Consider the following 26,637-nt stretch of genomic DNA (forward strand, 5'->3'; position numbering starts at 1 on the left):
CTGAAGGGAGGCACCCGAGAGAAGTCAGCGATGAGTTCACCGACCCCGATTGGTCCCGGAGACTCGCCCGCGCGCGCCTATCCGCTGTCGCCCGCACAGATGGGGATGTGGCTCGCGCAGCGCGTCGACCCTGCCGTTCCCGTGTCGGTCGCCCAGTACGTCGACATCCGCGGCGCGCTGAACCGTAGCGCACTCGCGTCGGCGTGTGCTCGCGCTGCCGCCGAGTTCGAGTCGTTCTTCCTGCAGATCACCGAGGTCGACGGGCAACCGCGGCAATGGGTGGATCCGAGCCTCGACGCGACCGTCGGCTATATCGACTTCCGGGACGCTCCGGACCCCGAGACGTCGGCGCACGCGTGGATGCGCGCCGAGTCCGCCGACCCGATCGACATCCGGCACGACCGCCTGACGGTCTCGTTCGTTCTCCACGTCGGGCCGGGCCACTACTTCTGGTATTCGCGCGCACACCACGTCGCGATGGACGGTTTCGGGTCGATCACGCTGGTCTACCGGATCGCCGCGCTCTACACGGCCGCGGTGCACGGACTGCCGCCGCCCGCGAGCAGGACCCTCGGCCTGCGACGCATTCACGACCTCGAGATCGACTACCGCGACTCGGCCCGCCGCGACGCCGACCGGGAGTACTGGACCGGCACGATGCGCGGCGTCACCCACCCGAGCACCCTCGCGCGCGACTCCGGGCCCGCGGCCGCCGGTTCCCGGGACGTCAGCGGACTGCTGTCCACCGAACTGGTTGATCGGCTCGAGAAATGCGCGGCCGCGCACGGGGTCAATCCTGCGACGCTCACGGTCTGCGCGGTCGCCGGCTATCTGGCGCGCATGACCGGCGAGGACGACGTCACGCTCAGCCTCCCGGTGTCGGCCCGCACGACGGCGGCGCTGCGCCGGTCCGGCGGAATGGTGTCCAATATTGTGCCGCTGCGGATCACGGGTGCGGGGACCGCGACCGTCGGCGATCTGGTAGCCCGCACGCGTCTCGTGATGTCGGGTGCCCTGCGGCATCAGCGGTACCGGCACGAGGACATCCGCGCCGATCTGGGAGACACGCTGTCCGGGCCGCGGCTGTTCGGCCCCGCCGTCAACATCATGCTGTTCCCCGAGGAACTCGAACTCGGTTCCCTGCGGAGTCACTTGCACGTGCTGTCTTCGGGTCCGATCGAGGACCTGCTGGTGAACCTGTACCGCTCCGGTCCCCGCGGACGCGTGCACCTGGACTTCAAGGCGAACCCGCGACTGTATTCGCAGGACGAGCTGGACGGTCACCACACGAGATTCCTGCGGTACTTCCAGCGCTTCCTCGACGCCGAGCCTGCGGACCCGATCGGTGATCTTCCCGTCCTCGCCACGAACGAAACCGCGGCGCTGGTCCCCTGCCCCGGACCGCCGGGCAGTGCGCCGGTCACGCTCGCCGACGTGTTCCGCGCTGCTGCCGCCCGCGATCCGGACGCGACGGCCGTCGTCTGGTCCGGCGGGGAGGTCACCTATCGGGAACTCGACGAGCGGTCGGATCGGATCGCTGGGGCTCTGGCACGGTTCGGCGTCGGGTCCGGCGACGTGGTGGCGCTGGCGTTCCCACGGTCCTTCGACTATCTCTGCGCGGTCTGGGCCGTCGCGAAGACGGGAGCCGCATTCGTGCCGGTGGACCCGACGTATCCGACGCCGCGTGTCCGGCACATGCTCGACGACTCCCGCGCGGCGATCGGGTTGACCTCCGCGGAGTTCGCCTCGGCGGTGCCGGACGGCACCGAGTGGCAGCTACTCGACGAGGCGGCCCGCTCCGGAGGCCCCGACTTCCGCACGTCGGCAACACGACTCGACGACGCCGCGTATCTCATCTACACGTCCGGCTCGACCGGCACCCCCAAGGGGGTGGTGGTCACCCACCGCGGCATCGCGAATCTGGTTTCCGCGCAGCGCACCCGACTCGACCTCGACGGGTCGGCGAGGGTTCTGCACGTCGCGTCGCCGAGCTTCGACGCCTCCGTGTTCGAGATGCTGATGGCCGTCGGTTCCGGCGCCGCACTGGTCATCGCCCCACCCGAAACCTACGGCGGATCCCCGCTGGCACAGCTGATGACCACCGAAACCGTCACCCATGCGGTGCTCACCCCGTCCGTGCTGGCGTCGATACAGCCTGCCGAGGTCGAAGGTTTGCGCACCCTGGTCGTCGCCGGCGAGGCGTGCCCACCGGAACTGGTGTCGCGGTGGATGTCCCGGTGCCGGGTGATCGACGCGTACGGCCCGGCGGAGACCACCGTCATGGCGACCGTCAGCGGTCCCTTCCGCGCCTCCGCACCGGTCACCATCGGCCGGCCGATCGACGGCACGAGGGTGGTGGTCCTCGACCACCGGCTCCGCCCGGTCCCCGTCGGCGCGGCCGGTGAACTGTACGTCGCGGGGCCGGCCCTGGCCCGCGGGTATCACGGCAGGGCCCGGGAGACGTCGGAGCGGTTCGTCGCCGATCCGTACGGACCGCCGGGTACCCGCATGTACCGCACCGGCGACACGGTCCGCTGGACCCGCGACCACGAACTCGAGTACCTCAGGCGCAGCGACGAGCAGGTGAACCTGCGGGGCCTGCGCGTCGAGCCCGGGGAGATCGACACCACGCTCCGCCGGCATCCGGCGGTTCGGTCCGCCGTCACCGTGATTCGCTCGCAGGCCACCGGTGATCACCTCGTGTCGTACGTGGGCGCCGACGCCGTGACGGAGCGGGAGTTGCTGTCGTTCCTCACCGCCGAACTGCCCCCGCATCTCGTGCCGGCCGACGTCGTCGTGCTCCCCCACCTTCCGCTGACCCCGTCCGGCAAGCTGGATCGCGCTGCCCTTCCCGAGCCGCACGCCCGGTCGGCTACCAGGGTCGCTCCCGAGGGCGACCGGGAACGGACGCTGCACGCCCTCTACGCCGACATCCTCGGGACGTCCGATTTCGGTGTGGACGAGTCGTTCTTCGCGCTCGGCGGCGACAGCATCATGGCGATCCAACTGGCCGCCCGGGCGCGGAGCGCCGGAATGTCGTTCACCCCGCGCGACGTGTTCGAGCAGCGGACGGTGTCCCGGCTCGGTGTCGTCGCCGGCGACGACCGAAGCGGACCGACCCTCGAGGAACTCCCCGGCGGCGGGATCGGCGAGATGCCGCTCACCCCGGCCGCCCGGTTCCTCTTTGACCGCGTCGAGGTCATCGACCGGTACGCGCAGGCCGTGGTGGTGGAACTGCCCCGGGGTGTGGATGCGCAGAAACTGCAGACGGTGATCGGGGCCGTCGTCGATCGGCACGACGCGCTGCGGGCGCGCCTCGGACGCCGCTCCGACGGGACGGCATTCCTCACGGTGAGTCCGGCCGGCGCACCGCTGCCGGACGGCGCGATCACACGGGTCGCGCTGCCTGCCGACGACGACCCAGCGCAACGCACGCGGGACGAGCACGAGAGCGCAGTCCGGAGGTTGAATCCGGTTGCGGGCGTGATGATGCAGTGCGTATGGCTCGATCCCGGAGCGGAGGCGACCGCGCGGCGTGCGCGGCTGCTCGTCGTCGCGCATCACCTGGTGGTCGACGGGGTGTCGTTGCGGATCCTGATCGGCGACCTCGCCGACGTGTGGGCGCAACTCGAGGCGGGAGCGTCGCCCAGCCTTCCGCCGGTCGGCACGTCGCTGCGCCGGTGGTCGCACGGACTGGCCGAGGAATCGCAGCGCCCGGGCCGCAGGTCCGAACTGTCGTTCTGGCGCGCCGTGACGTCGGTCGTGGATCCGCCGCTCGGCACCCGACAACTCGACCCGCGACGTGACGTGAATTCGACGGTGGGCCGAATTCACACGAGAACATCGGCAACGCACTCGCTGCTCACCGACGTTCCGGCCGCGTTCCGCTGCGAGGTCAACGACGTACTGCTCACCGCCCTCGCCCTCGCTCTCGCGCAGTGGCAACGTCGCCGCGGACGACCGGCCACGGTGCCGCTGATCCGGCTCGAGGGTCACGGCCGCGAGGAGGCGGTGCTGCCCGGTGCCGATCTCTCGCGCACCGTCGGATGGTTCACCAGTATTTTTCCGATCCGTCTCGATCTGCAGGACCTCGACCTCGACGATCCCGGCACCGCCATCACGGTGGTCAAGGAACAGTTGCGTGCGGTGCCCGACAAGGGCGTCGGCTACGGCCTGCTGCGGCGTCCAGGGGACGAGACCGGCCAGATCGCGTTCAATTACCTCGGGCGGCTCGACAACGCTGATTCCGAGCGTGAGTGGCGGCCGGTGCGGGACGGCACCGCCGTGTTCGCCTCCGCCGAACCGTCGATGCCGGTCACCGCCCTGATCGACATCACCGCGTTCACCAGTCACGGCGTCCTCGACGCCACGTTCGCGTTCCCGACGGGTGCGATTGCGGCCGAGGACGTGCAGGCTCTGGCCGATCTGTGGGAGCAGGCGCTGACAGCCCTCGCCGCGGTGGCGCGTTCTCCGCACACGAGTGGGCTCACTCCGTCCGATCTGCCGCTGGTCGCCGTGGACCGCGAAGACATCGAGGAGTGGGAACGCGCCCGTCCGGGCCTGCTCGACGTGTGGCCGCTGACGCCCTTGCAGTCGGGGTTGCTGTTCCACGCGGCGTTCGCAGGCGCGGAGGGCGATCCGTATGCGATGCAGGTGATCCTGACCCTGTCCGGGCACCTCGATCGGGACCGACTCCGACGCGCGTGCGGCGCCGTCCTCGCGGGGCACGCGAACCTGCGCACCGCGTTCGTGCGCGACGGTCGCGGCGTCCCGGTGCAACTCGTACTCCGCGACGTGCCACTGCGGTGGCGGCACGTCGACGTCACGGGTACCGGCGCCGAGCAGATCCTGCTCGACGACCGCACCACCCGCTTCGACCTGTCGGCCCCACCGCTGATTCGGTTCACCCTGCTGTCGCGAGGACCGGACCGTGCCGAACTCGCAATCACCGCCCACCACATCGTCCTGGACGGCTGGTCCATGCCGCTGTTGGTGCGCGAACTGTTCACCACCTACCGACGCGGTGACTCACGCACCGAATCACCGGATTCGAACCCCTATCGCAGCTTCCTGGAGTGGCTGGCGGCGAGGGACACCGACGCCTCGGCGCGGGCGTGGGCCGCCGCACTCGACGGCATCACCGAGCCCGCCGCCCCGGCGGAGGACACCCCCACCCCGTCCGAGTCGGTGCTGGAACTGAGCGAGGAGGACACCCGGACGCTGACGGCCCGCGCGAGCGAACTCGGAGTCACGCTGAGCACCATCGTCCAGGCGGCCTGGGGAATCGTCCTCGGGCAGGCGACCGACCGCGACGACGTCGTGATCGGGGAGGCCGTCTCGGGCAGGCCGCCGGAACTCGCCGGCGTCGAGAGCGCGGTGGGTTTGTTCGTCAACACCGTCCCCGTGCGGATCCGACTGGATCTCGGCATCGACGTCGCCGCGCTGCTCGCCCGCCTGCAGGCCGAGCACGTTCACCTCCTCGAACACCACTGGCTGGGTCTCGCAGACATCCAGCGGGCGGTCGGGGTGGCGCCGCTGTTCGACACGCTGGTCGCGTTCGAGTCGTACCCCGTGGACCGCACCGCGCTGCCGGAGCCCACGGACGGTCTGACCCTGGACGGCGTTCGCGCACACGACGCCTCGCACTACGCCGTGACACTCGCGGTTACGGCGGCCACGGCCCTGCGGCTGACGGCGAAGTGCCGGTCACACCGGTACGACGGCGCGGCCCTGCTCGCACGAGTCGGCCGCGTGCTCGACTGCATCGGCAGGGATCCGCACGTCAGGGTCGGCGGCCTCGACCTCCTCGGTGCGGCGGAGCGGGAGCGGGTGCTGCGCACGTGGAACGCGACGGACGCACCGGTGCCCCCGGCAACCCTGGTGGACCTGTTCGACGCGCAGGTCGGGCGCTCGCCCGGTGCCGTGGCGGTGGTGTTCGGCGCGGATCGGGTGACGTACGCGGAGTTCGATGCGCGGGTGAACCGGCTGGCGCGGTATCTCGTGGCGAGGGGCGTCGGACCGGAAAGCGTCGTCGGGGTGGCGGTTCCCCGTTCGATGCAGCTTCTCGTCGCGTTGCACGCGGTGCTGAAGGCCGGCGGCGCCTACCTGCCCGTGGATCCGGCGCACCCGCTCGGACGCACCGCCCTCGTACTCGACTCGGCAGCACTGGTTCTCACGTCCGGTACCGGGAACGGCACGGTGCCGGACGGAGTCGCTGTCGTGGATCTCGACCGGCTGGACGTCGCGGGATACGATCCCCGCCCGGTCGAGGATGCCGAGAGACGCGCACCGCTGCGCCCGGCGAACGCGGCGTACGTGATCTACACGTCCGGTTCCACGGGACGACCCAAGGGCGTGACGGTGACCCACGCGATGATGGTCAACCAGTTCCGGTGGGCGCAGACGCTGACGCCGCTCGACGGTACCGATGCGGTGCTGCACAAGACGCCGCTCACGTTCGACATCTCCGCATGGGAACTGTTCTGGCCCTTACACACCGGCGCACGGGTGGTGATCGCCGAGCCCGGCGGACACCAGGACCCCGGCTATCTCGCGCGGACCGTAGCGCAGCAGTCGATCACGACGCTCCACGTCGTTCCGTCGATGCTCGACGCCTTCCTGGAGCAGTGCGGGCCGCAGGTGCCCCAGACTGTGCGTCGCGTGTATTCGGCGGGCGAGTCGCTGCCCGCGGCCACGGCCACACGGTTCGTGGAACGCAGTGCCGCTGCGCTGTACAACTGGTACGGCCCGTGCGAGGCGGCGGCCGCCACGTCGGAGTCGGTCGACGGCAACGAGATCGGCGCGACGGTCTCCCTCGGCGGCCCCGTCCACAACATACGTACGTATGTGCTCGACCGCCGGCTGCGAGCGGTGCCCGTCGGGACGCGGGGCGAGTTGTACGTCGCCAGCGCCTACCTGGCGCGCGGATACGCCGGACGTCCCGACCTGACCGCCGAACGCTTCGTCGCCGATCCGTTCGGCGGCACGGGCGGACGGATGTATCGCACCGGCGACGTGGTTCGTTGGAACGAGGCGGGCAAGCTCGAATATCTGGGGCGCAGCGACTTCCAGATCAAACTCCGCGGCCAGCGCATCGAACCCGGCGAGATCGAAACCGCGTTGACGTCCGACCCGGCGGTGACCTACGCGGCGGTCACCGTGCACCGCGACCGGGATGCCGGAGACCGGCTGATCGCGTACATCGTGACCGCAGACGATGCGCCGGACGAGCAGCGGATCGCCGGCCATCTCGCCGGACTGCTCCCGGCCTACATGATTCCGTCCGCCTTCGTCCCGCTTCCCGAACTGCCCGTCACGTCCAGCGGAAAGCTGGATCGCGCCGCCCTGCCGGAACCGGCGCCCGCGAGGCCTGCGTCCGATCCGCCCGCAACACCCACCGAGGACGTGATCGCGTTCGTGTTCGCGGAGGTGACCGGCACCGCGTCCGTGGGACGGTACGACAATTTCTTCGCCGCCGGAGGAAACTCGCTGACCGCCGCGCAGGCCGCCGCCCGCGTCGGAGCGGCGCTGCGAACCACCGTCGAACTCCGCGCACTGTTCGACCACCCCACGGTCGCGGAACTGTCGGCGTATCTCGCGGACCGCACCCTCGAGACCGCGCAGTCGCCCCTGATCGCCCGTGCCCCGGCCGCCCACGTGCCGCTGTCCCTCGCCCAGCAACGCCTGTGGTTCCTGAACCGGCTCGACGGACGCTCGGCCACCGACAGCATTCCCGTCGTGCTCCACCTCACCGGCACGCTCGACGAAGCGGCACTGTGTGCGGCGGTGCGTGACGTGATCGAACGCCACGAACCGCTGCGCACCATGTATCCCGAGCACGATGGGATCCCGTGCCAGCACGTTCTCCCCGCGAGCGCCGTGCCGCCGTGCACGGTGCGGAAGACGACGAACCCCGCCGGCCGGGTGCGGGAACTGCTGTCGGCGGGATTCGACCTCACCGCCGAACCCCCGGTACGCGCCGAACTTCTCGCGGCCGGCACCGGCGAGTGGGTGCTCGCCCTGGTCGTCCATCACATCAGTGCCGACGGGTTCTCGCTGGGACCGCTCGCCCGGGATGTGATGGCGGCGTACCGCGCTCGGGTGCAGGGCGGCTCAGCGGTGTGGACGCCACTGCCGGTCCGTTACGCCGACTACGCCCTCTGGCAGCGTGAACTGCGGGACCGGCAGCCGGGTCTGGCGTACTGGAGGCAGACCCTGTCCGGGATGCCCGAACTGCTGACCCTGCCGTGCGACCGTCCCCGACCGCCGGTCGCGACGCACCGCGGCGCCGACGTCGCGTTCACCCTCGACGCGCAGACGCACCGGCGGATTCGCGCGCTCGCGCGCACCCACGACGCCACTCCGTTCATGGTGGTGCACACGGTGCTGGCCGTCCTCGCGGCCAGACTCGGCGGCACCGCGGACATCGTGATCGGCACTCCGATTGCCGGGCGCGGGCCGCGCGCGCTCGACGACCTCGTCGGGATGTTCGTCAACACGCTGGTATTGCGGACGAACCTCCCCCTGCATAGCACGTTCGCCGGCACCCTCGCCTGCGTGCGGGACGTCGACCTCGCCGCGTACTCCCACTCGGACATCTCGTTCGAGGAGATCGTGGAGGCGATCGCGCCGGAGCGGTCGCGTGGCCGGAATCCGCTGTTCCAGTTGGCGCTCGCCTATCACAACACGGCACCCGTCGTGGTCGACCTGCCGGAGGTGTCCGCGTCTGTCGTCGAGATCGACACGCACACCGCGAAATTCGATCTTCAGCTCACCGTCTCCGAATCGCTTGACGATCAGGGTGGCCCCGGGCCCCTCTCGTGCGTCTTCACCTACGCCACCGACCTGTTCGACGAGGCCACGGTTTCCGGGTTGGCGGACCGGTTCCGGCGGGTGCTCCACACTGCGCTCGCCCATCCGCGCGGGGTAATCGGCGACATCGACCTCCGGGGCGGTGCGGAGAGGGCGGCCCGGCACGCCGGTGCGCCGTCGTTGCCGCAGCGGACGCTGCCCGACCTGATGTCGGCGGCCGCCGAACGGAATCCGGACGGTCCGGCGCTGACGGCGGACGGCCGGACCCTGACGTACCGCGAACTCGACACGGAGTCGAATCGCCTCGCCCGCGCACTGATGCGGCGCGGAGCGGGACCCGAGACGATCGTCGCTCTCGCTCTGCCGCGCTCGGCGCTGTCCGTCGTCTCGGTGTGGGCCGTCGCGAAGACCGGTGCCGCGTTCGTGCCCGTGGACCCGAACTATCCCGCCGCACGGATCGAGTACCTGCTTGGCGACTCCGGCGCCGCGCTCGGGCTGACCACCGTCGCGGACCACGAGGCGCTGCCGGACGGGACGGACTGGCTGCTGCTCGACGCCCCCGACTTCCGAACCGAATGTCGCGGTTATTCTTCGGCCCCGATCACCGATGCGGAACGCACGCGGCCGCTGGAGGTGCGCCACCCGGCGTACGTGATCTACACGTCCGGTTCGACGGGAAAACCCAAGGGTGTGACGGTAACTCACACCGGTCTCGCCGATTTCACGGCGGAACAGCGGGAGCGCTACGCGGTGACGGCGTCCTCGCGCACGTTGCACGCGTCGTCCCCCGGCTTCGACGGCGCGGTGCTGGAGATTCTGCTCGCACTCGGTGCGGGCGCGTGCATGGTGCTCACACCACCGACGGTGCAGGGCGATGATCCGCTCACGGACGTGCTGGCCGGGGAGCGGGTCAGCCACGTGTTCACCACACCGACGGTTCTGGCGACGGTCGACCCCCGCGGCCTGCGCGACCTGCGGGTGGTCGTGGTGGGCGGCGAACCGTGTCCGCCGGAACTCGTGAAAGTCTGGTCGCCGCACCGGCACGTGTCGCTGTTCAACGGCTACGGTCCGACCGAGACGACGGTGATGACGACGATCAGCGACCCCATGGTGGCCGATCGGCCGGTCACCATCGGCCGCCCGGTCCGCGGCGCCGCGGTATTCCTGCTGGATGCCCGTTTGCATCCGGTTCCGACGGGGGTGGCCGGCGAACTCTACATCCGCGGTCCGGGTGTCGCGCGCGGCTACCATCGCAGGCCCGCGCTCACCGCCGCACGGTTCGTCCCCTGCCCGTTCGGCGGCGCCGGGAAGCGGATGTACCGGACGGGCGACGTGGGCCGATGGCGCAGCGACGGGTCGATCGAGTATCTCTACCGCAACGACGCGCAGATCGAACTGCGCGGTGTACGAATCGAACTCGGCGAGATCGACGCGACCCTCCTCACCCATCCGGGCGTGCGGTTCGCGGCGACGGATGTGCGTGAACTGCGTGACGGTGTCGACGCACTCGTCTCGTACGTACTCCCGGAACGGGGCGAGACAGTCGATCCGGATCAGCTGATCCGCTACGCGTCGACCCGACTGCCGGCACCGCTGGTACCCGCGATCGTGGTCGTTCTGGACGCCGTGCCGCTCACCGTCAACGGGAAACTGGACCGCTCGGCGCTGCCCGACCCCGTTCCGGCGGCAACCGATTTCGAGGCCCCGCACACACAAGCCGAGCGGGTGGTGGCGACAGTGTTCGCCGAGGTGCTCGGACTCGACCTGGTGGGACGCGACGAGAACTTCTTCGCCCTCGGTGGCACGTCGCTGTCCGCGACGCGCGCGGTGTCCCGGATCGGTGCCGCGATGGAGACGTCGGTGCCGGTGCGTGCGGTGTTCGACACCCCGACCGTCTCCGCACTCGCGGCCGCCGTCACCGAGCAGACCGACGGCGCGGCGCACGTCGCCCTGACCGTGCGCCCGCGCCCGCCCCGCGTGCCGCTGTCGCCTGCGCAGCAACGACTGTGGTTCCTCGCCCGCCTCGCACCCGGCTCGCCCGAATACAACATTCCGATGGCGCTGCGACTCGACGGAACACTCGACGTCGCCGCCCTCACCGCGGCCGTGGCCGATGTGGTCGGCAGGCACGAACCGCTGCGCACCCTGTACCCCGACAGTGACGGCGTCGCGTACCAGCGGGTGATCCCGGTGATGCGGGCCACGCCGTCCCTCCGGCCGATACCCGTGGCCCGGGGTGACGTCGCCGCACGGGTCGCGACGTTCGCGTCGCAGGGTTTCACCCTGGGCGCCGAACCGCCGATCCGCGCCCGGCTGTTCGCCCTCGCCGCCGACGAGTGGGTGCTCGCCGTCATGGTCCATCACATCAGCGCGGACGGATTCTCGGTGCCGCTGCTCGTCCGCGATCTGATGACCGCCTACGAGGCGCGGGTCGCGGGCGAGGCGCCGCGGTGGGCCCCACTGCCCGTCCAGTACACGGACTACACCCTGTGGCAGCACGAAGTGCTGGGCGACCGCGACGATCCGCAGTCCGTCGCGGCACGGGAACTGTCGTACTGGAAGGACACGTTGTCCGGTGCGCCGGAGCAGTTGTCGCTGCCCACCGACCGGCCGCATCCGGCCATCGCGTCGCACCGCGGCGGCACCGTCGAATTCGCGCTCGACGACGCGCTGTACCGCGCGGTCGAACACACCGCGTCGACGTGTGCCGTCACCCCGTTCATGGTGGTGCACGCCGTGTTCGCGGTTCTGCTCGCGAAGTTGAGCGGGTCCACGGACATCGTGATCGGTACCCCCGTCGCGGGACGCGGGGATCAGGCGCTCGACGAACTGGTGGGCATGTTCGTCAACAACCTGGTTCTGCGCACCGAGGTGAGTCCAGCGGAAAGCTTCGCGGACCTGCTCGCCCGGGTACGGGAGGACGACCTCGACGCGTTCGCGCACTCGACCGTCCCGTTCGAGACCGTGGTCGAGGCGCTCGATCCCACCCGGTCCCGCGCCCGCAATCCCCTGTTCCAGGTGGCCCTGGCGTTCCAGAACCTCGACCACACGCCGCTCACCCTGCCCGGACTCCGGGTGTCGGCGACGACTCCGCCCACCCGGGCGGCCCGATTCGACCTGCACCTCACCGTGACCGCGGATCCCGGCCCGTCGACGGAACGCACCCGGCGCACGGCCGTGTTCACCTACGCCACCGACCTGTTCGACCATCACACGGTCGTAAATCTGGGGGAACGATTCCTCCGGACGTTGAGCGAGGCCGTCGCGCATCCGCATCGGGCGGTCGGCGACCTCGCCCTCGTCGATCCGGACCCGGATGTCCCGGCCGCAGGGCCGTCCTCCGGTGAGACCCTCGTCGATCTGTTCGAGCGGCACGTCGCCACGTCGCCGGACGCCGATGCGGTCGTCGCCGGCGACCGCGTGCTCACCTACGGTGAACTCGACCGTCAGATCAATCGGCTCGCCCACCACCTGATCGACGCTCGTGTCGGCCCGGAGTCTCTGGTGGGTTTGGCGATTCGCCGCTCCGTCGACCTGCTCGTCGGAATGTATGCCGTCGCGAAGGCGGGCGCGGCGTACGTGCCGATCGATCCCGACCAGCCCGCGCAGCGCAACGCCCAGATCATCCGGGCCTCGGACGCGCGGGTCGTCCTCACCACCGAACGCGATCGGTTCGACCTCGCCGACGTCCTGCCCGCGGAGACACGGCTCGTCGTGGTCGACCGGGTGGACCTGTCCGGGATCGACCCGTCACCGGTCTCCGATCTCGACCGGACTGCGCCGCTGAGGGCGCAGAACCCCGCGTACGTGATCCACACGTCGGGATCGACGGGCACCCCCAAGGGGGTCGTCGTGACCCATGCGGCCGTCGTGAGCTTCCTGCACTGGCGGCAGGACACCGACCCGCTCGGCGCGGGCGACACGGTGATGCTCAAGTTGCAGTACACGTTCGATGCCTCGGTCCGCGAATTCTGGTGGCCGCTGATCGCCGGTGCGCGACTGGTGATCGCCCGCCCGGACGGCCACCGCGACCCCCGGCATCTCGCCGAGCTGATCGGGCGGCACCGGGTGACCGCCGGATACTTCCTTCCGCTGATGCTGGCCGAGATCCTCGCGATCCCCGACGCGGATCTCACGTCACTCCGGCAGGTGTCCTGCGGCGGCGAGGTTCTGCCGCCGGGCACCGCGCACAGTTTCCACGCCCGGTGTCCGGACACGGTGCTCTACAACGAGTACGGCCCGACCGAGACGGCCGTCGCCGTGACCCGCACGGTCGTCGGTCGTGTCGATACGACCGTCCCGATCGGTGTGCCGCAGAAGGGTATCGTTGCGCTCGTGCTGGATTCGCGGCTGCACCCGGTGCCTGCCGGCGTTCCCGGTGAGCTCTACCTCTCGGGCGCCCAGTTGGCCCGCGGGTATCTCGGGCAGCCGGGGACGACGGCCTCCCGATTCCCGGCCAATCCGTGGGGACCGCCCGGTCAGCGCATGTACCGGACCGGCGACGTGGTCAGTCGCCGGCACGACGGCACGATCCGCTACCTCGGCCGGCGGGACCTCCAGGTGAAGATCCGCGGTCAGCGTGTCGAACTCGAGGAGATCGAGACGGCGCTGCGCCGCAACACCGCCGTCGCGCAGTCCGCGGCGGCCGTCTACGAAGCCCCTGCCACGGGTTCCCGGCTGGTCGGCTACGTCGTGCCGCGTCCGGGTGCGGACGTGGACACCCGTGCCGTGTCGGCGGAACTGGCACAGCGGCTGCCCCGGTACATGGTGCCCAACCAGATCGTGGTGCTGGAGGCACTGCCGTCGACACCCCACGGCAAGCTGGATCGGCGCGCGCTCCCCGATCCGGGTGTGCCGCGGGCGCAGCGGTTCCGTCCCCCGACGACCCGCACCGAGAAACTGGTCACCGCAGTGTTCGCGGACGTGCTGGGCACCGGTCTGGTGGGGCTGGACGACAACTTCTTCGAGCTGGGCGGCAACTCGTTGTCCGCGACCAGGGCGGCGTCCCGGCTGCACACCACGACGCACGTCGAGGTCCGCCTCGACTGGTTCTTCACCGACGCGACCGCGGAGAGCATCGCCGCGCGGATCTCGTCGAGTTTCGCCGCCGCCTCCGACGCCTCCGCGGCGCTCGAGGTGCTGCTGCCGCTGCGGGCGGACGGCGAACGGGCGCCGCTGTTCTGCATCCACCCGGCCGTCGGGTTGGCCTGGTGCTATTCGGGATTGAGTGCGCATCTCCGCCCCGACCGTCCGGTCTGGGGTGTGCAATCCCCCGCCATGACGGCGGCCGGCGACCGGTTCACGTCGATCACGGAGCGCGCCGCTCGCTACGTGCAGGAGATCCGCCGCGTGCAACCGCGGGGCCCGTACCACCTCCTCGGGTACTCCGTGGGCGGCGTGATCGCGCACGCGATGGCGGTCGAGTTGCGCTCGCACGGCGAGGACGTCGGTGTGCTCGCGATGATCGACAGCTACGCGTCGGCGGAACGCGGCACCCCGGTACCGACGCTGCCGGAACTGCTCGCGGAATTCGGGGACGGCGCATCGGAACAGCTGGGCCCGGAGCAGCTGGCCCGGTTATACGAGGACTACGTCGACGTCATCGATGCCGCCGCCGACTTCGTGCCCGGACACTTCGACGGCAGCCTGCTGTTCTTCGGCGCGGCCGGGGACGGCTCTCAGCCCACGGCCGCGTGCGCGACGTGGCGGCCGTGGATCGACGGGGACGTGATCGCCCACACCGTCGACCGCCCGCACGCGCAGATGACCGGCCCGGAGGCGCTGGCCGTCATCGGACCGATCCTGGCCGGCTATCTCGACGGCGTCTCAGCCGCCGACGGGACGGAGAATTCAGCCCCCGACGGGACGGAGAATCCACCAGCCGCCCAGCGCGAGACAGCCCAGCGTGACGAGTAGGGACAACCCCACCCACACGATGCCGGGAACGTGGGTGAGCCGCGCCAGTTGATCGGCGTCCGACTCCGGGGCCGCGCCGCGGGCGCGTTGACGCTGCAGTTCCAGGACCGGCCTCGGGGCGGCGACGAGCATGAACAGCGTGATCAGATAGGCCGCCGCCACCTGCTGGTCCTGCGTGCCGAACCACACGAGCCCGAACAGCAGTGCCCCGACCACCGTGAGGGAGAACAGTCCGTACAGGTTCCGGACGAGGATCAGCATGGCCGCAAGAGCCACGACACCGATCCACAGCACCGCGATCGCATGCTGGGTGCCCAGCACCCAGGCCGCACCGAGCCCGAGAACGGCGGGACCCACGTAGCCGGCGAACGTCATGAGGACCACGCCGAGCCCGGTCGGTTTACCGGACGAGATGGCCACACCCGACGTGTCCGAGTGCAGCCGCACCCCCTTCAACGTGCGACCGAACAGCAGGGCGACCACCAGGTGCGCACCCTCGTGCACGATGGTCACCACATTGCGGGTGATTCGCCAAGCGTGTGGTTCGAGGACGAGTATGACGGCCACCACCGCCGTGACCTGAACGATCCAGGGAGCCGGCGCGGGGCTGACGGCGCTCACGCGCTCCCACAACGAGTGCATTCCATTCATCGGCGCCGAGTGTACGGCGACCGGCTGATCACTCCCTGCGTGCCAGTTGGGGGATCAATCCGCCCGCGAGCACGTCGTCGACCTGACGTGGGGACAGCCGATGACGCACCGGGATCTCCACGTCACGGGTCGAGTCGAACAGGGTCAGATGGGGGCCGGAACGAATGGCCTCCCGCACTCCGTCGAGGACCAGCACGTCGTCCTGCCGGATCGTGTCGTAGTCGTCCGGGTTCTCGAATTCGAGCGCAAGCACACCGAAGTTGGCGAGGTTCTGCCAGTGGATACGGGCAAACGAGGTGGCGATCACCGCATGCAGACCGAGGTACCGCGGGGTGATCGCGGCATGCTCACGGGAGGAACCCTGCCCGTAGTTGTCGCCGCCGACGATGAAATGCCCGGTGGTCTTCGCCGTCTCCTCCGCGCGCGCCGGGTAGGTCTCGTCGACCTGGGTGAACGTGAACCGGGACAGCTTGGGAATGTTGGAGCGGAACGGCAGGGCCCGGGCCCCCGCCGGAGAGATCTCGTCGGTGGAGATGTTGTCACCGACCTTCAGAAGCACCGGAGCCTCGATGCGGTCGGGCAGGGGCGGAAACTCGGGCAGGGACGAGATGTTGGGGCCCTTCACCAGTTCGACGTGCCGAGCCTGCTCCTCCGGCAACGGCGCCACCAGCATGGCCGTGTTCACTGTGGCCTCATCCGGAAGCGTGATCTCCGGGTACTGCATCCCGGCATCCTCTGCCCAGTCCCGCGGGTCGGTGATCACCCCGGTGAGAGCCGACGCGGCCGCCGTCTCCGGTGAACACAGCCACACGGAATCATCGTGGGTGCCCGAACGCCCGGGGAAATTGCGGGGCATCGTCCGGAGAGAATTCCGGCCGGTCGCCGGCGCCTGTCCCATGCCGATACAACCCATGCATCCGGATTGATGTATCCGCGCGCCTGCCACGACCAGTTCGAGCGTGGCGCCCATCTTGGTGAGGTCGGAGAGGATCTCCCGCGAACTCGGATTGACGTCGAAGCTCACGCTCGGGTCGGTCTGCCGCCCCGACACCATGGCCGCAACGATCGCGAAGTCGCGCAGTCCGGGGTTGGCGGACGACCCGATCACCACCTGGCTGACGTCCTCACCGGCGACCTCCCGGACGGGCACCACGTTTCCCGGTGACGACGGTTTCGCGATCAGCGGCACGATCGTCGACAGGTCGAGCTGTTCGTGCACGTCGTACTCCGCGCCTGCATCGGCGCGCAGTTCCACGAAGTTGTCCTCCCGGCCCTCGGAGCGCAGGAACGCGCGGACGGCGTCGTCCGAGGGAAAGATGGACGTCGTGGCGCCCAATTCGGCGCCCATGTTCGCGATGACGTGACGATCCATCGCCGTCAGCGTCGCAAGTCCCTCACCGTGGTATTCGATGATCCTGTTGAGCCCACCCTTGACGCCGTGGCGGCGGAGCATCTCGAGGATGACGTCTTTCGCCGAACTCCACTCGGGGAGCCTGCCGGTCAACTCGACACCCCAGACCTGAGGCATCCGGAGGTGGAGAGGTTGACCCGCGATCGCCATGGCGACCTCGAGCCCCCCGACGCCGATCGCGAGCATGCCCAGCGATCCCGCCGCCGGTGTGTGCGAGTCGGAACCGACCATGGTCTTGCCGGGAACGCCGAAGCGCTGCATGTGCGTGGGATGAGAGACGCCGTTGCCCGGCTTCGAGAACCACAGCCCGTACCGCAGGGCGGCGGTGCGGAGGAACTCGTGGTCCTCGGCGTTCTTCTCGTCGGCCTGCAGCAGATTGTGATCGACGTACTGCACGCTCAACTCGGTCTTGATGCGGTCGAGGTGGAGCGCCTCGAGTTCCTGCATCACCAGGGTTCCGGTGGCGTCCTGGGTGAGGGTCTGATCGATCCGGATCGAGATCTCCTCGCCCGGTTCCATCCGGCCGTCGAGGAGGTGTGCACCGATGACCTTGCGGGCGACAGTGTCCGACATCGCTGATCCCTTCGTCGTCCTTCCAGGATGCGCCGGAGCGGCGGCGAGGGCCAGCGGCCGGAACCGTCCGGCACTCGACAGGACAATCTTCGGCTTTCTACGCAAAACCGTAGAATTCGCTAGATTGCGCTAGTCGTGCTGCGCGCGCAGGTACTTCCCGAAGTGCGGCACGGTGAATCCGATCGACCCGCGCTCTGCCGAATAGATCAGGCCCTTCTTGATCAGCCCGTCCCGCGCCGGTGACAGCGACGCGGGTTTGCGGCCCAGTTCGGACGCGATCGCCGCCGTCGCGACCGGGCCGTCGTCCCCCGAGAGGTCCGCCATCGCGCGCATGTACTCCCGCTCCGCCGGCGTCGCGCGCTCGTACCGCGAACCGAAGAACCCGACCGCCAGTTCTTCCTCCGCGGTCGGCTCCGCCACCCGCACGTCCTCCTCCGTGATCGGCGTCGCCGCGGCCACGTCCCACGTCGCCTTGCCGTACGCCTGGACGAAATAGGGGTAGCCGTCGGCCGCGGCGTACAACGCGTCGAGCGCCTCGTCGGTGAACTTCACGTCCTCGCGCTCGGCGGGCGCGATCAGCGCCCGGTCCGCGGACACCCGGTCCAGCCGGTCGATGCGGTGGTAGCTGAACAACCGCTCCGAGTAGCTCTTGGACGCCGACAGCACCGCGGGCAGGTGCGGCAGTCCGGCACCGACCACGATCAGCGGGGCCGCGTCCTGGCTGAGTTCGTGGCAGGCCCCGCACACCGCGGAGACGTCCGCGCCGCCGAGGTCCTGCATCTCGTCGATGAACAGCGCGATCCCGACGCCGACGTCACGGGCCAGGGACGACGCGTCGAGCAGCAGTTCCACCAGATCGATCTCGATGTCCCCGGAATCGGCGCGACCCTTCACCGCCGGCGCGTCGATCCCCGGCTGCCACCGCTCGCGCATGCCCTTGTCGGCCGTCGCACGCAGGGCGAACGACTTCAGGATTCCGAGGAACTCCTCGACCCGGTCGGGGTCGCGGTGCGCGCCCGCGATCTCCCGAATCGCCATGTGCAACGCCGAGGACAGCGGCCGCCGCAGATCCTGATCCGGGCGGGCCTCGATCTTCCCGGTTCCCCACCGCCGCGAGATGGCCGCCGACCGCAGATGATTCAGCAGGACCGTCTTCCCGACCCCGCGCAGACCCGTCAGCATCACACTGCGCTCCGGGCGACCGCGCGCGATCCGCTCGAGCACCACGTCGAACGCGTCGAGCTGCCTGGTACGTCCCGCCAGCTCCGGCGGGCGTTGCCCCGCGCCGGGTGCGTAGGGGTTACGGACAGGGTCCATGGCCACGAAGGTAACAACCTCTGTTGCCGAATCTGCGCTCATCTAGCGCGTGTCCTAGATCCCGCTATGAAGTCCCGAGGGAAGCCCTGGGTGGGTACTTCCGCACCCTGCGGTGCCTATCGACGATCGAGCGTTCCCCCGAGGCTGGATGCAGCCGCAGGAACAGGGAGAACACCATGATCGAATTGGACGCCAGAGCCGAGTTGGAACGACTCGCGCCGTACGCGGCGGCGGGCGACGAAGACGCCGTCGAAGAGGTTCTCCGCATTGCGCACCCGCTCGTGCACCGCTACTGCACGACCCGCCTCGAATCGGTGGATCACCCGCACACGACCGCCGACGACGTCACCCAGGACGTGTGCCTCGCGTTGATGAGCGCGCTGCGGACGTACCGGAACCAGGGAAAGTCGTTGCTGTCGTTCATCTTCGGCATCGCCGCACACAAGGTGTCCGACGCGCGGCGACGCGCCACCCGGATGTCGGTCCCGCCGACCGCGCGCGCTGCCGCGGCACATCACGTCGTGGACGTCGAGGACGGCCCCGAACACCACGTCCTGCGCGACGAACTGCGCGGCGAAATGGGACTGCTCGTCGAGACCCTCCCGGTCCGGCACCAGCAGATCCTCTTCATGCGCGTCATCGTGGGAATGTCGGCAGAACAGACCGCACGGGTCCTGGACACCACCCCGGGGGCCGTCCGCGTCGCGCAGCACCGCGCGCTGAGCCACCTGCGGGCGCGGATCGGGCACGGACCCGCCCGCTGAGAGTTCCCGCCCGGTCGTTGCCATCCGGCGGGCCGAGTGGTCCGATGGATTCATGAGCGCAGCCGACACCGTCCTGCTCGCGATCGGAACGAAGAAGGGCCTCTGGCTCGCCACCAGCAGCGACCGCGCCACGTGGTCGTTGTCGGGCCCGCATTTCCTGATGAACGAGATTCCGAGCATCGGGATCGACACGCGCAGTGGGCGCACCCGCATCCTGGTCGGGGTCCGGTCCGAACACTGGGGTCCGACCGTCGCGCATTCCGACGATCTGGGTGCCACCTGGACCGAACCGGACCACGGCGCCATCCGTTTCGGCGACGGCGACGGCGCCGCACTCGAGCGGGTGTGGCAGATCCGGCCCGACGCGGAAGACCGTCCCGGTGTCGTGTGGGCGGGGTGCGAGCCCATCTCGGTGTGGCGGTCGGTCGACGGCGGGGAGCATTTCGACCTCGAACGCGGGCTGTGGGATCACCCGCACCGGCCGGAGTGGGGTGCCGGATACGGCGGCGCCGCAGCGCATTCCGTCGTACCTCATCCGCAGGACGAGAACACCGTGCACGTCGCGATGAGCACCGGCGGCGTGTACCGCACCACGGACGGGGGTGCGTCCTGGGAGCCGCGCAACGCCGGGATCACGGCCTACTTCCTGCCGGATCCGAACCCGGAGTTCGGCCAGTGCGTCCACAAGCTCGCCCGCGACGGCGTCGTCCCCGACCGGTTGTATGCCCAGAACCATCACGGGGTCTACCGCTCCGACGACAGCGGCGACACGTGGAAGTCGATCGCGGACGGACTGCCGACGGACTTCGGGTTCGTGATGCTCACCCATCCCCGCCGCGAGGGAACGGTGTGGGTGGTTCCGATCAAGGCGGACGGTGAACGCATCCCGCCCGACGGCCGGCCGGCCGTCTACCGGAGCGACGACGCCGGGAACAGCTGGACGCGCCTCGACAGCGGGCTGCCGGACCGCGACTACAACGTGGTGCTCCGCGACGCCGCCGCCGTGGACACCGCCGACCCGGTCGGCGTGTATTTCGGCACGCGCGGCGGCGAGGTCTACGGGAGCGCCGACCAGGGCGCAACATTCCGCACGGTGGCGGCGCACCTGCCCGACGTGCTGTGTGTGCGGGCCGCGGTGATCGAGTCATGAGCGAGGGCGTCACCGTTCGGGTTCCGCGGGCGCTGGCGTCGATCGTCGGCGGGGAGCGCTCCGTGCACGTGCCCCTCGACTCCGCGTCGACGGTGGCCCGGGTACTCGACGTCCTCGCGGGCGAGTTCCCGATCCTCGGCCGCCGGATCCGGGACGAGACCGGCGCGCTGCGGCGGTACGTCAACGTCTATGTGGACGGCGAGGACGTCCGGCTCCTCGGCGGCGTCGGCACCGCGGTGACCCCGGGGCAGGAACTGCAGATCCTGCAGTCCGTCGCCGGTGGTTGAGCGCGCTATTCCAGGTGCATCGCCACGGCGCGGGTGGGGGCTCCGTCGCCGTCCTCGAGGGAGATCGGCAGGAGACTGACGAGCGGGTCCGGGAAGTCGATCCGGTCGAGCCGGCACAGGTTCTCGCCGATCACGCCGCCCGCGTCGGCGATCAGGTGGTGAACCGGATATCCGGCATCGGCGTGCTCGTCGTCCGGTGTCTCGTCGACGCTCGGGGCGTCGAGGCAGAACGTCCGCACTCCCCGGTCGAGCAGCAGTGCGCACAGTGCGGGGTCGAGGAACGGATGCGTGTAATAGGCGTCCGTTCCGTAGAACCCAGACCATCCGGTATGGAACACGGCGATGTCGCCGGGCCGGACGTCGTCCGCGCGGGACCCGATCACGTCCGGGGTGATCCGCTGCCGTGCACCGAGCCCGCGCACGTCGAACACGATGCCGCGGCCGACGAACAGCTCCGGTGCCAGCCGGTCGATGGTCGCCGCCCCCGCTGTCAGGTGCGCCGGGGCGTCGACGTGCGTCCCGGACTGCGAACCGATCCGGACGTCCAGCACGTTGTAGCCGTCGCGTTCGAGGGTGCAGTGCCGGATCAGGGTCGGCACCGGGTCGCCGGGATACACCTGCATCCCGGGCCCGATGGTGTGGGACAGATCCACGACTTTCCGCACGTGTGGCATCGCTCGATTGTCCGGCCTCGGCGTCACCCCTGCCGCGATATGCTCGATGGCGAGCGAAGAGGTGGTGGCATGACCGATTTCGACCCGCTCGCCACCCAGCGTGAGTCGGTGACTGCGACCTTCACGGCCGAGCTGTCCGCGGTCGGGCTGGAGGACGCCAAGGAGATCGGGCACGGTGGGTTCGGGGTGGTATATCGGTGCGCGCAACCGGAACTCGACCGGACAGTGGCGGTCAAGGTTCTCACCGCGGCGCTCGACGCCGAGAATCTCGAACGCTTCCTGCGGGAGCAACGCGCCATGGGCAGGCTGAGTGGCCACCCGCACATCGTCAACATCATGCAGGTCGGGACCACCGACACCGGCAGGCCGTACATCGTGATGCAGTACCACCCCCACGATTCGCTGGACGTGCAGATCCGGCGGCGCGGGCCCATCCCCTGGAGCGACGCCCTGCGGATCGGGGTGAAACTCGCGGGTGCGCTCGAAACAGCACACCGGGTCGGTATCCTCCACCGGGACGTCAAACCGGGAAACATCCTGCTCACGGAGTACGGCGAACCACAGCTCACCGATTTCGGGATCGCCCGGATGTCGGGGGCGTTCGAGACGACGGCGGGCACCGTCACCGGGTCCCCCGCGTTCACCGCGCCGGAGGTGTTGTCGGGGCGGACCCCGACCGCCGCGTCCGACGTGTACAGCCTCGGCGCGACCCTGTTCAGCGCGATCACCGGGCACGCCGCGTTCGAACGACACAACGGCGAGGAGGTGATCGCGCAGTTCCTGCGCATCACCACCCAGCCCGTCCCGGACCTGCGGAGCGAGGGATTCCCGGAGGACCTCAGCGCCGTGATCCAGCAGGCGATGTCCGGAAAACCCGAAGATCGCCCCGCGTCCGCCGCCGCGTTCGGGGACGAACTGCGCGAGGTCGAACGGCACCACGGTCTGGCCGTGGACGAGATGGCGATGCCCGTCGACCCGGGTGTCCATCACACCGAGGACTCCTCGCATGGCACAATCTCGACCGTCTCCGGTCCGTTCCGGACGTCCACGACGGGACGGGCGAAATTTACGTCGACGCCGCCGCCCGCGCCTGCCACCCGGTTCCGGCCGCCCGCCGCGACCCGGCAACTCGTCGAGCGCGACCGGCTGATCGACCTGCTGCGGGCCGGCCGCCGTCGCCTGCTGACCGTGATCCACGGTCCCACCGGATTCGGCAAGAGCACCCTCGCCGCCCAATGGCGGAACGTCCTCGCCGACGAGGGGGTGGCGGTCGCGTGGCTGACCGTCGACAGCGACGACGACAACGTGGTGTGGTTCGTCGCGCACCTCATCGAGGCGATCCGCCGCGTGCGCCCCAACCTGGCGAAGGAACTCGGCCAGGTCCTCGAGGAGCACGACGACGAGGCCGAACGGTACGTGCTCACCTCGCTCGTCAACCAGATCCACGAGAGTGGCGAACGAATCGCCCTGATCATCGACGACTGGCAGCGCGTGTCGGAACCCACGACGATCGCCGCGCTGGAGTTCCTCCTCGACAACGGGTGCCACCACCTGCAGGTCGTGGTGACGAGCCGGACCCGGGCCGGGTTGCCGATGAGCCGCATGCGGGTCAAGGACGAACTCGTCGAAATCGATTATTCGGAACTGCGTTTCGACGATTCCGAGGCGCGGTCGTTCCTCGTCGACCTCGGCGGCCTGCCCCTCGACAGCGAGGACGTCACGGAACTCCGCGACTCCACCGACGGCTGGGTGGCGGCGCTGCAACTGGCGTCGCTGTCGCTGCGCGGGCGTGCGGATCCGTCGGAGCTGATCGCCGGACTGTCGGGGCGCCACCACGCGATCGGCGAATTCCTCGCCGAGAACGTCCTCGACACCCTCGAACCCGAGATGCTCGACTTCCTGCTGGCCACCTCGATCACCGAACGCACGTGCGGCAGTCTCGCCAATACCCTCGCAGGCACGTCGCGCGGGCAGGCGATGCTCGAGGCGGCCGAGGACCGGGACCTGTTCCTGCGCCACATCGACGACGAGCGAACGTGGTTCCGCTACCACACCCTGTTCGCCGAATTCCTGCGCCGCAGGCTCGAACGCGACCAGCCCGACCGCGTCCGGGAACTGCACCGCGCCGCGTCCCGTTGGTTCTGCGACCACAGCCTGCTCCGCGAGGCCGTCGAGCACGCCCTCGCCGGCGGCGAAGAGCGACGGGCAGTGGAACTCGTCGAGGCCGACGGGCTGTTGCTGCTCGAGCAGTCGCAGTCGGCGACGTTGTCCGCGGTGGTCGACATGCTGCCGCCGGGTCTCGTCGCCGCGAGCGCCCGGCTGCAGGTCACGACGGCGTGGGCGAATGCGATGGCGAACCGGACCACGGTCGCCGAGCGGGCACTCGAACGAGCCGAACGGGCACTCGCCCACGGCGACGCGAGCGCGACCGACACGGCGGATCTGCGGGCGGAGGCGGGCGTGGTGCGTGCCGTGGCCGAACTGCGCAGCGACCGCATCGAACGGATCGACGAACTCGTCGGCGACTGCCTCTCCCGGCCGGAGTCGCTGCACCCGTGGGTGGTGTGCGCCGCGTTCAACGTCACCACGTTCGCCGCGGTGTACCGCTTCGACTTCGCGGAGGTACGCAGGATCCAGGAGGTCGGGCGGCCCTTCTACGAGCGGAACAAGGGACCGCACAACGTCGTTCACGGCCAGAGCTATCTGGGTGTCGCATCGTACGAGCAACTCGACATCGACGACGCCGTCGACCGTTTCCGGCGGGCACGCCGCGCCGGCCGGAAACTGGGCGGGCCGCGCGCACCGTCCGCCCGGCTCGCGGGGTCGCTGCTCGGTGAGGTGCTCTACGAACGCGGGGACGTCGAGGAGGCCGAGCGTCTCCTCGACGACGGATACACCCTGGCTATCGAGACCGGCGGGGTGGATTTCAAGGTCGCCCGCTTCGTCACCGGAGCGCACGTCAAGGCGCTGCGCGGCGACCGGGAGGAAGCGACGAAACGCCTCCACGCCGGACTCGAGGTGGCCGGAACGTTCTCCCTCGCCCGACTACGGGCCCGCGTCGAGAACGAACGCCGCCGACTCGGCATCACCGCGCATCCCACCCTCGGAGCACCGGACCCGGTCCGCTACGAGAACCGGCGCCGCCCGGTCGCGGGCATCGACGAGATCGTCGCGCAGGTCGAGGAGGCCACCGCGGTTCGGATGCTGCTCGCCACCGGGGCCCGCGAGAACATCGAGACGGCGTGCGCATGGGCGCAGGAGTGGACCGACCGGCTGGCGGGCACCGGCCGCAACCGCGCCCACCTGCTGGCCGAGCGCCTCCGGGTGGCGTGCCTCGCCGCGGCGGGCCGCGAAGACGAGGCCAAGCAGGCACTCGCGTCCATCGCCTCGATCTGCGCGGCGCGCGGACTTCACCGGATACTTCCCGACGGCGGGCCGCTCGTCGTCGCCCTGGTCGCGGATCTGCGGGCCGATCAACTGGCCGGCGAGTGGCCCGCGGACCGGCCGACGGTCCCCTCCGATTTCCTCGAGGAACTGCAGAACTCGACGTCGCCGTACACGATGTGACCGGCGGTCAGGTCGGGGTGGGCGCCTCCTCCCGGATCAGTCCCGCGGCGCGCAGGTCCTGCCACAATTCGGCCGGGATCGGGTGTTCGAGCCAGGTCGCGTTCTGCCTCAACTGGTCGCAGTTCCGGGCGCCCAGCAGAAGTTCCCGCACCGCGGGATGCGCGGCCGCGAACTGAATCGATGCCGCCGCCAACGGAACCTCGTGACGTGCACAGAACTTCTCGATGTCGCGTACCCGGCCCAGCACGTCTTCCGACGCCGGCTGGTAGTTGAACTTGGCGCCGGGCACCGCGCCGGTGGCCAGGACGCCCGAGTTGAACACGCCGCCGAGCACGATCGCGACGTCGCGCTCCGCCGCGAGCGGCAGCAGGTCCGTCACCGGATCCTGTTCGAGCAGTGTGTATCTGCCCGCGAGGAGAACGCAGTCGAGGTCGACGCGTTCGAGGGCGTCGACGCAGACGTCGGCCTCGTTGACCCCGATACCGATCGCCCGGACCACGCCCTCGTCCCGCAACCGGATCAGCGCGGGGAACGCACCCGCGAGCGCCTCCGCGAACCGCGCGCGCTGGGCGTCGCCGTGCGTGTACCGGTCGACGTCGTGCACGTAGAGGATGTCGAACCGGTCCTGGCACATGCGCTGCAGGCTGTCCTCCACCTGCCGCAGCACCGCGTCGTACGAGTAGTCGAAGTCGGCCCGGAACGGCGGTGTGTCCACCCAGATTCCGGTGTCGAACGACCCACGGGCCGCGGGGGTCAGTGTGCGTCCCACCTTCGTGGACAACACGTAGTCTTCGCGGTCCTTCGTCAGCAGTGCGTGGCCGACCCGGTGCTCGGACAGTCCGTGCCCGTACATGGGAGCGGTGTCGAACGACCGCACACCCATGTTCCACGCCTCGGCGATCTGCGCCTGAGCGTCCGCCTCGGGGATCGGCCGGAAGATGTTGCCGACGGGCGCACCGCCGTAGCCGAGGAGGGTGACGTCGAAGCCGGCGCGCCCGAACGTCCGGCTGTCGTTCACCTTCATGGATTCTCACTTCCGTTGCCGAGGAACAGGGTGCCCGGGTCGCGCATCACGGCGTCGATCTCGCGGAGGCACACCACCTTGATCGCCGAAACGACGAGTTCCGAATAGAACTGGTCGTGGAACCACTTGTCGCCGCTGTACGCCACGACGAGCCCGCCCTCGCCCACGGCGCTGCCACCCCATTTGGTCCAGCCCGGCTGGTAGAGGTACGGGTGCAACTGCTGCACGGCGTGCGACGGCAGTCCGGTGGTCCAGCTGATCCGCGCCTTCGATTCGGCGATCGCGTCGTACGGCCCGCGCCAGTCCTTCTTCTCACCCCAGCTGCGGCGGTAGATGACGGGCAACTCCGCATCGGCGGACGGGGCGACGCCCGGCCGGAGCACGACGAGGTGCCCCGGGCTTCCGTGGGAGAGGTTCTCGATCGACGGGAGGGCGAGTTCGACGGCCTCACTGGCGACGTCCGCAGTCAGTCCGGAAAAAGTGGTCATCCGG

The 26,637-nt window shown here is 69.9% G+C and carries 11 protein-coding genes; 5 read left to right on the forward strand and 6 right to left on the reverse strand.

Annotated features, from left to right (window positions below):
• Positions 1-30 precede the first annotated feature (30 nt).
• Positions 31-14,727: a non-ribosomal peptide synthetase gene (locus I1A62_RS19000; protein WP_219459417.1), complete on the forward strand. Its 14,697-nt coding sequence runs from the start codon at positions 31-33 to the stop codon at positions 14,725-14,727.
• Here I1A62_RS19000 and I1A62_RS19005 read toward each other — a convergent pair.
• The 3 genes from I1A62_RS19005 to I1A62_RS19015 form a co-directional block, all read right to left on the reverse strand.
• Complete coding sequence (locus tag I1A62_RS19005) at positions 14,662-15,378, reverse strand: M50 family metallopeptidase (protein WP_124391074.1); 717 nt, start codon at positions 15,376-15,378, stop codon at positions 14,662-14,664. The two genes, I1A62_RS19000 and I1A62_RS19005, sit on opposite strands and share 66 nt — an antisense overlap.
• Before the next feature lie 28 nt (positions 15,379-15,406).
• Positions 15,407-17,362 (reverse strand): aconitate hydratase, encoded by a 1,956-nt coding sequence (locus tag I1A62_RS19010; protein ID WP_219459418.1) that lies wholly within the window; start codon positions 17,360-17,362, stop codon positions 15,407-15,409.
• A 129-nt stretch (positions 17,363-17,491) separates the two neighbouring features.
• Positions 17,492-18,679, reverse strand: coding sequence for an AAA family ATPase (locus I1A62_RS19015; protein WP_124391072.1), 1,188 nt, complete (start codon positions 18,677-18,679; stop codon positions 17,492-17,494).
• A 176-nt stretch (positions 18,680-18,855) separates the two neighbouring features.
• Between I1A62_RS19015 and I1A62_RS19020 the strand changes: the two genes are divergently transcribed.
• Genes I1A62_RS19020 through I1A62_RS19030 form a run of 3 tightly spaced genes read left to right on the forward strand, consistent with a single transcriptional unit; the run spans position 18,856 to position 20,880 of the window.
• A complete protein-coding gene (locus I1A62_RS19020; protein WP_124391071.1) occupies positions 18,856-19,443 on the forward strand; it encodes a sigma-70 family RNA polymerase sigma factor in 588 nt (195 codons plus the stop codon).
• Between the two features lie 52 nt (positions 19,444-19,495).
• A complete protein-coding gene (locus tag I1A62_RS19025) occupies positions 19,496-20,593 on the forward strand; it encodes an exo-alpha-sialidase (RefSeq protein ID WP_219459419.1) in 1,098 nt (365 codons plus the stop codon).
• Positions 20,590-20,880, forward strand: a complete 291-nt coding sequence (locus I1A62_RS19030; protein ID WP_124391069.1) for a MoaD/ThiS family protein — start codon at positions 20,590-20,592, stop codon at positions 20,878-20,880. Before I1A62_RS19025 ends, I1A62_RS19030 begins: the two co-directional genes overlap by 4 nt.
• A 5-nt stretch (positions 20,881-20,885) precedes the next feature.
• On the opposite strand, the gene I1A62_RS19035 is transcribed toward I1A62_RS19030, so the two are convergent.
• Positions 20,886-21,554 (reverse strand): cyclase family protein, encoded by a 669-nt coding sequence (locus tag I1A62_RS19035; protein WP_219459420.1) that lies wholly within the window; start codon positions 21,552-21,554, stop codon positions 20,886-20,888.
• A gap of 69 nt (positions 21,555-21,623) precedes the next feature.
• Between I1A62_RS19035 and I1A62_RS19040 the strand changes: the two genes are divergently transcribed.
• Positions 21,624-25,121, forward strand: a complete 3,498-nt coding sequence (locus I1A62_RS19040) for a serine/threonine-protein kinase (protein ID WP_124391067.1) — start codon at positions 21,624-21,626, stop codon at positions 25,119-25,121.
• A gap of 7 nt (positions 25,122-25,128) precedes the next feature.
• Here the strand turns inward: I1A62_RS19040 and I1A62_RS19045 are convergent, their stop codons facing one another.
• Entirely contained in the window at positions 25,129-26,145 is a 1,017-nt protein-coding gene (locus I1A62_RS19045; RefSeq protein WP_219459421.1) for an aldo/keto reductase, read from the reverse strand.
• Entirely contained in the window at positions 26,142-26,633 is a 492-nt protein-coding gene (locus tag I1A62_RS19050) for a hypothetical protein (RefSeq protein WP_219459422.1), read from the reverse strand. Before I1A62_RS19050 ends, I1A62_RS19045 begins: the two co-directional genes overlap by 4 nt.
• Between the last annotated feature and the right edge of the window lie 4 nt (positions 26,634-26,637).

Origin of the sequence: Rhodococcus sp. USK10 (assembly GCF_019378875.1) — a bacterium.
GTDB lineage: Bacteria > Actinomycetota > Actinomycetes > Mycobacteriales > Mycobacteriaceae > Rhodococcus_F > Rhodococcus_F pseudokoreensis.

What these genes read in the sequence shown, in the direction of transcription:
- I1A62_RS19000 (WP_219459417.1), top strand. Translation starts at nt 31, where the DNA reads ATGAGTTCACCGACCCCGATTGGTCCCGGAGACTCGCCCGCGCGCGCC.
- I1A62_RS19005 (WP_124391074.1), bottom strand. Translation starts at nt 15,378, where the DNA reads ATGAATGGAATGCACTCGTTGTGGGAGCGCGTGAGCGCCGTCAGCCCC.
- I1A62_RS19010 (WP_219459418.1), bottom strand. Translation starts at nt 17,362, where the DNA reads ATGTCGGACACTGTCGCCCGCAAGGTCATCGGTGCACACCTCCTCGAC.
- I1A62_RS19015 (WP_124391072.1), bottom strand. Translation starts at nt 18,679, where the DNA reads ATGGACCCTGTCCGTAACCCCTACGCACCCGGCGCGGGGCAACGCCCG.
- I1A62_RS19020 (WP_124391071.1), top strand. Translation starts at nt 18,856, where the DNA reads ATGATCGAATTGGACGCCAGAGCCGAGTTGGAACGACTCGCGCCGTAC.
- I1A62_RS19025 (WP_219459419.1), top strand. Translation starts at nt 19,496, where the DNA reads ATGAGCGCAGCCGACACCGTCCTGCTCGCGATCGGAACGAAGAAGGGC.
- I1A62_RS19030 (WP_124391069.1), top strand. Translation starts at nt 20,590, where the DNA reads ATGAGCGAGGGCGTCACCGTTCGGGTTCCGCGGGCGCTGGCGTCGATC.
- I1A62_RS19035 (WP_219459420.1), bottom strand. Translation starts at nt 21,554, where the DNA reads ATGCCACACGTGCGGAAAGTCGTGGATCTGTCCCACACCATCGGGCCC.
- I1A62_RS19040 (WP_124391067.1), top strand. Translation starts at nt 21,624, where the DNA reads ATGACCGATTTCGACCCGCTCGCCACCCAGCGTGAGTCGGTGACTGCG.
- I1A62_RS19045 (WP_219459421.1), bottom strand. Translation starts at nt 26,145, where the DNA reads ATGAAGGTGAACGACAGCCGGACGTTCGGGCGCGCCGGCTTCGACGTC.
- I1A62_RS19050 (WP_219459422.1), bottom strand. Translation starts at nt 26,633, where the DNA reads ATGACCACTTTTTCCGGACTGACTGCGGACGTCGCCAGTGAGGCCGTC.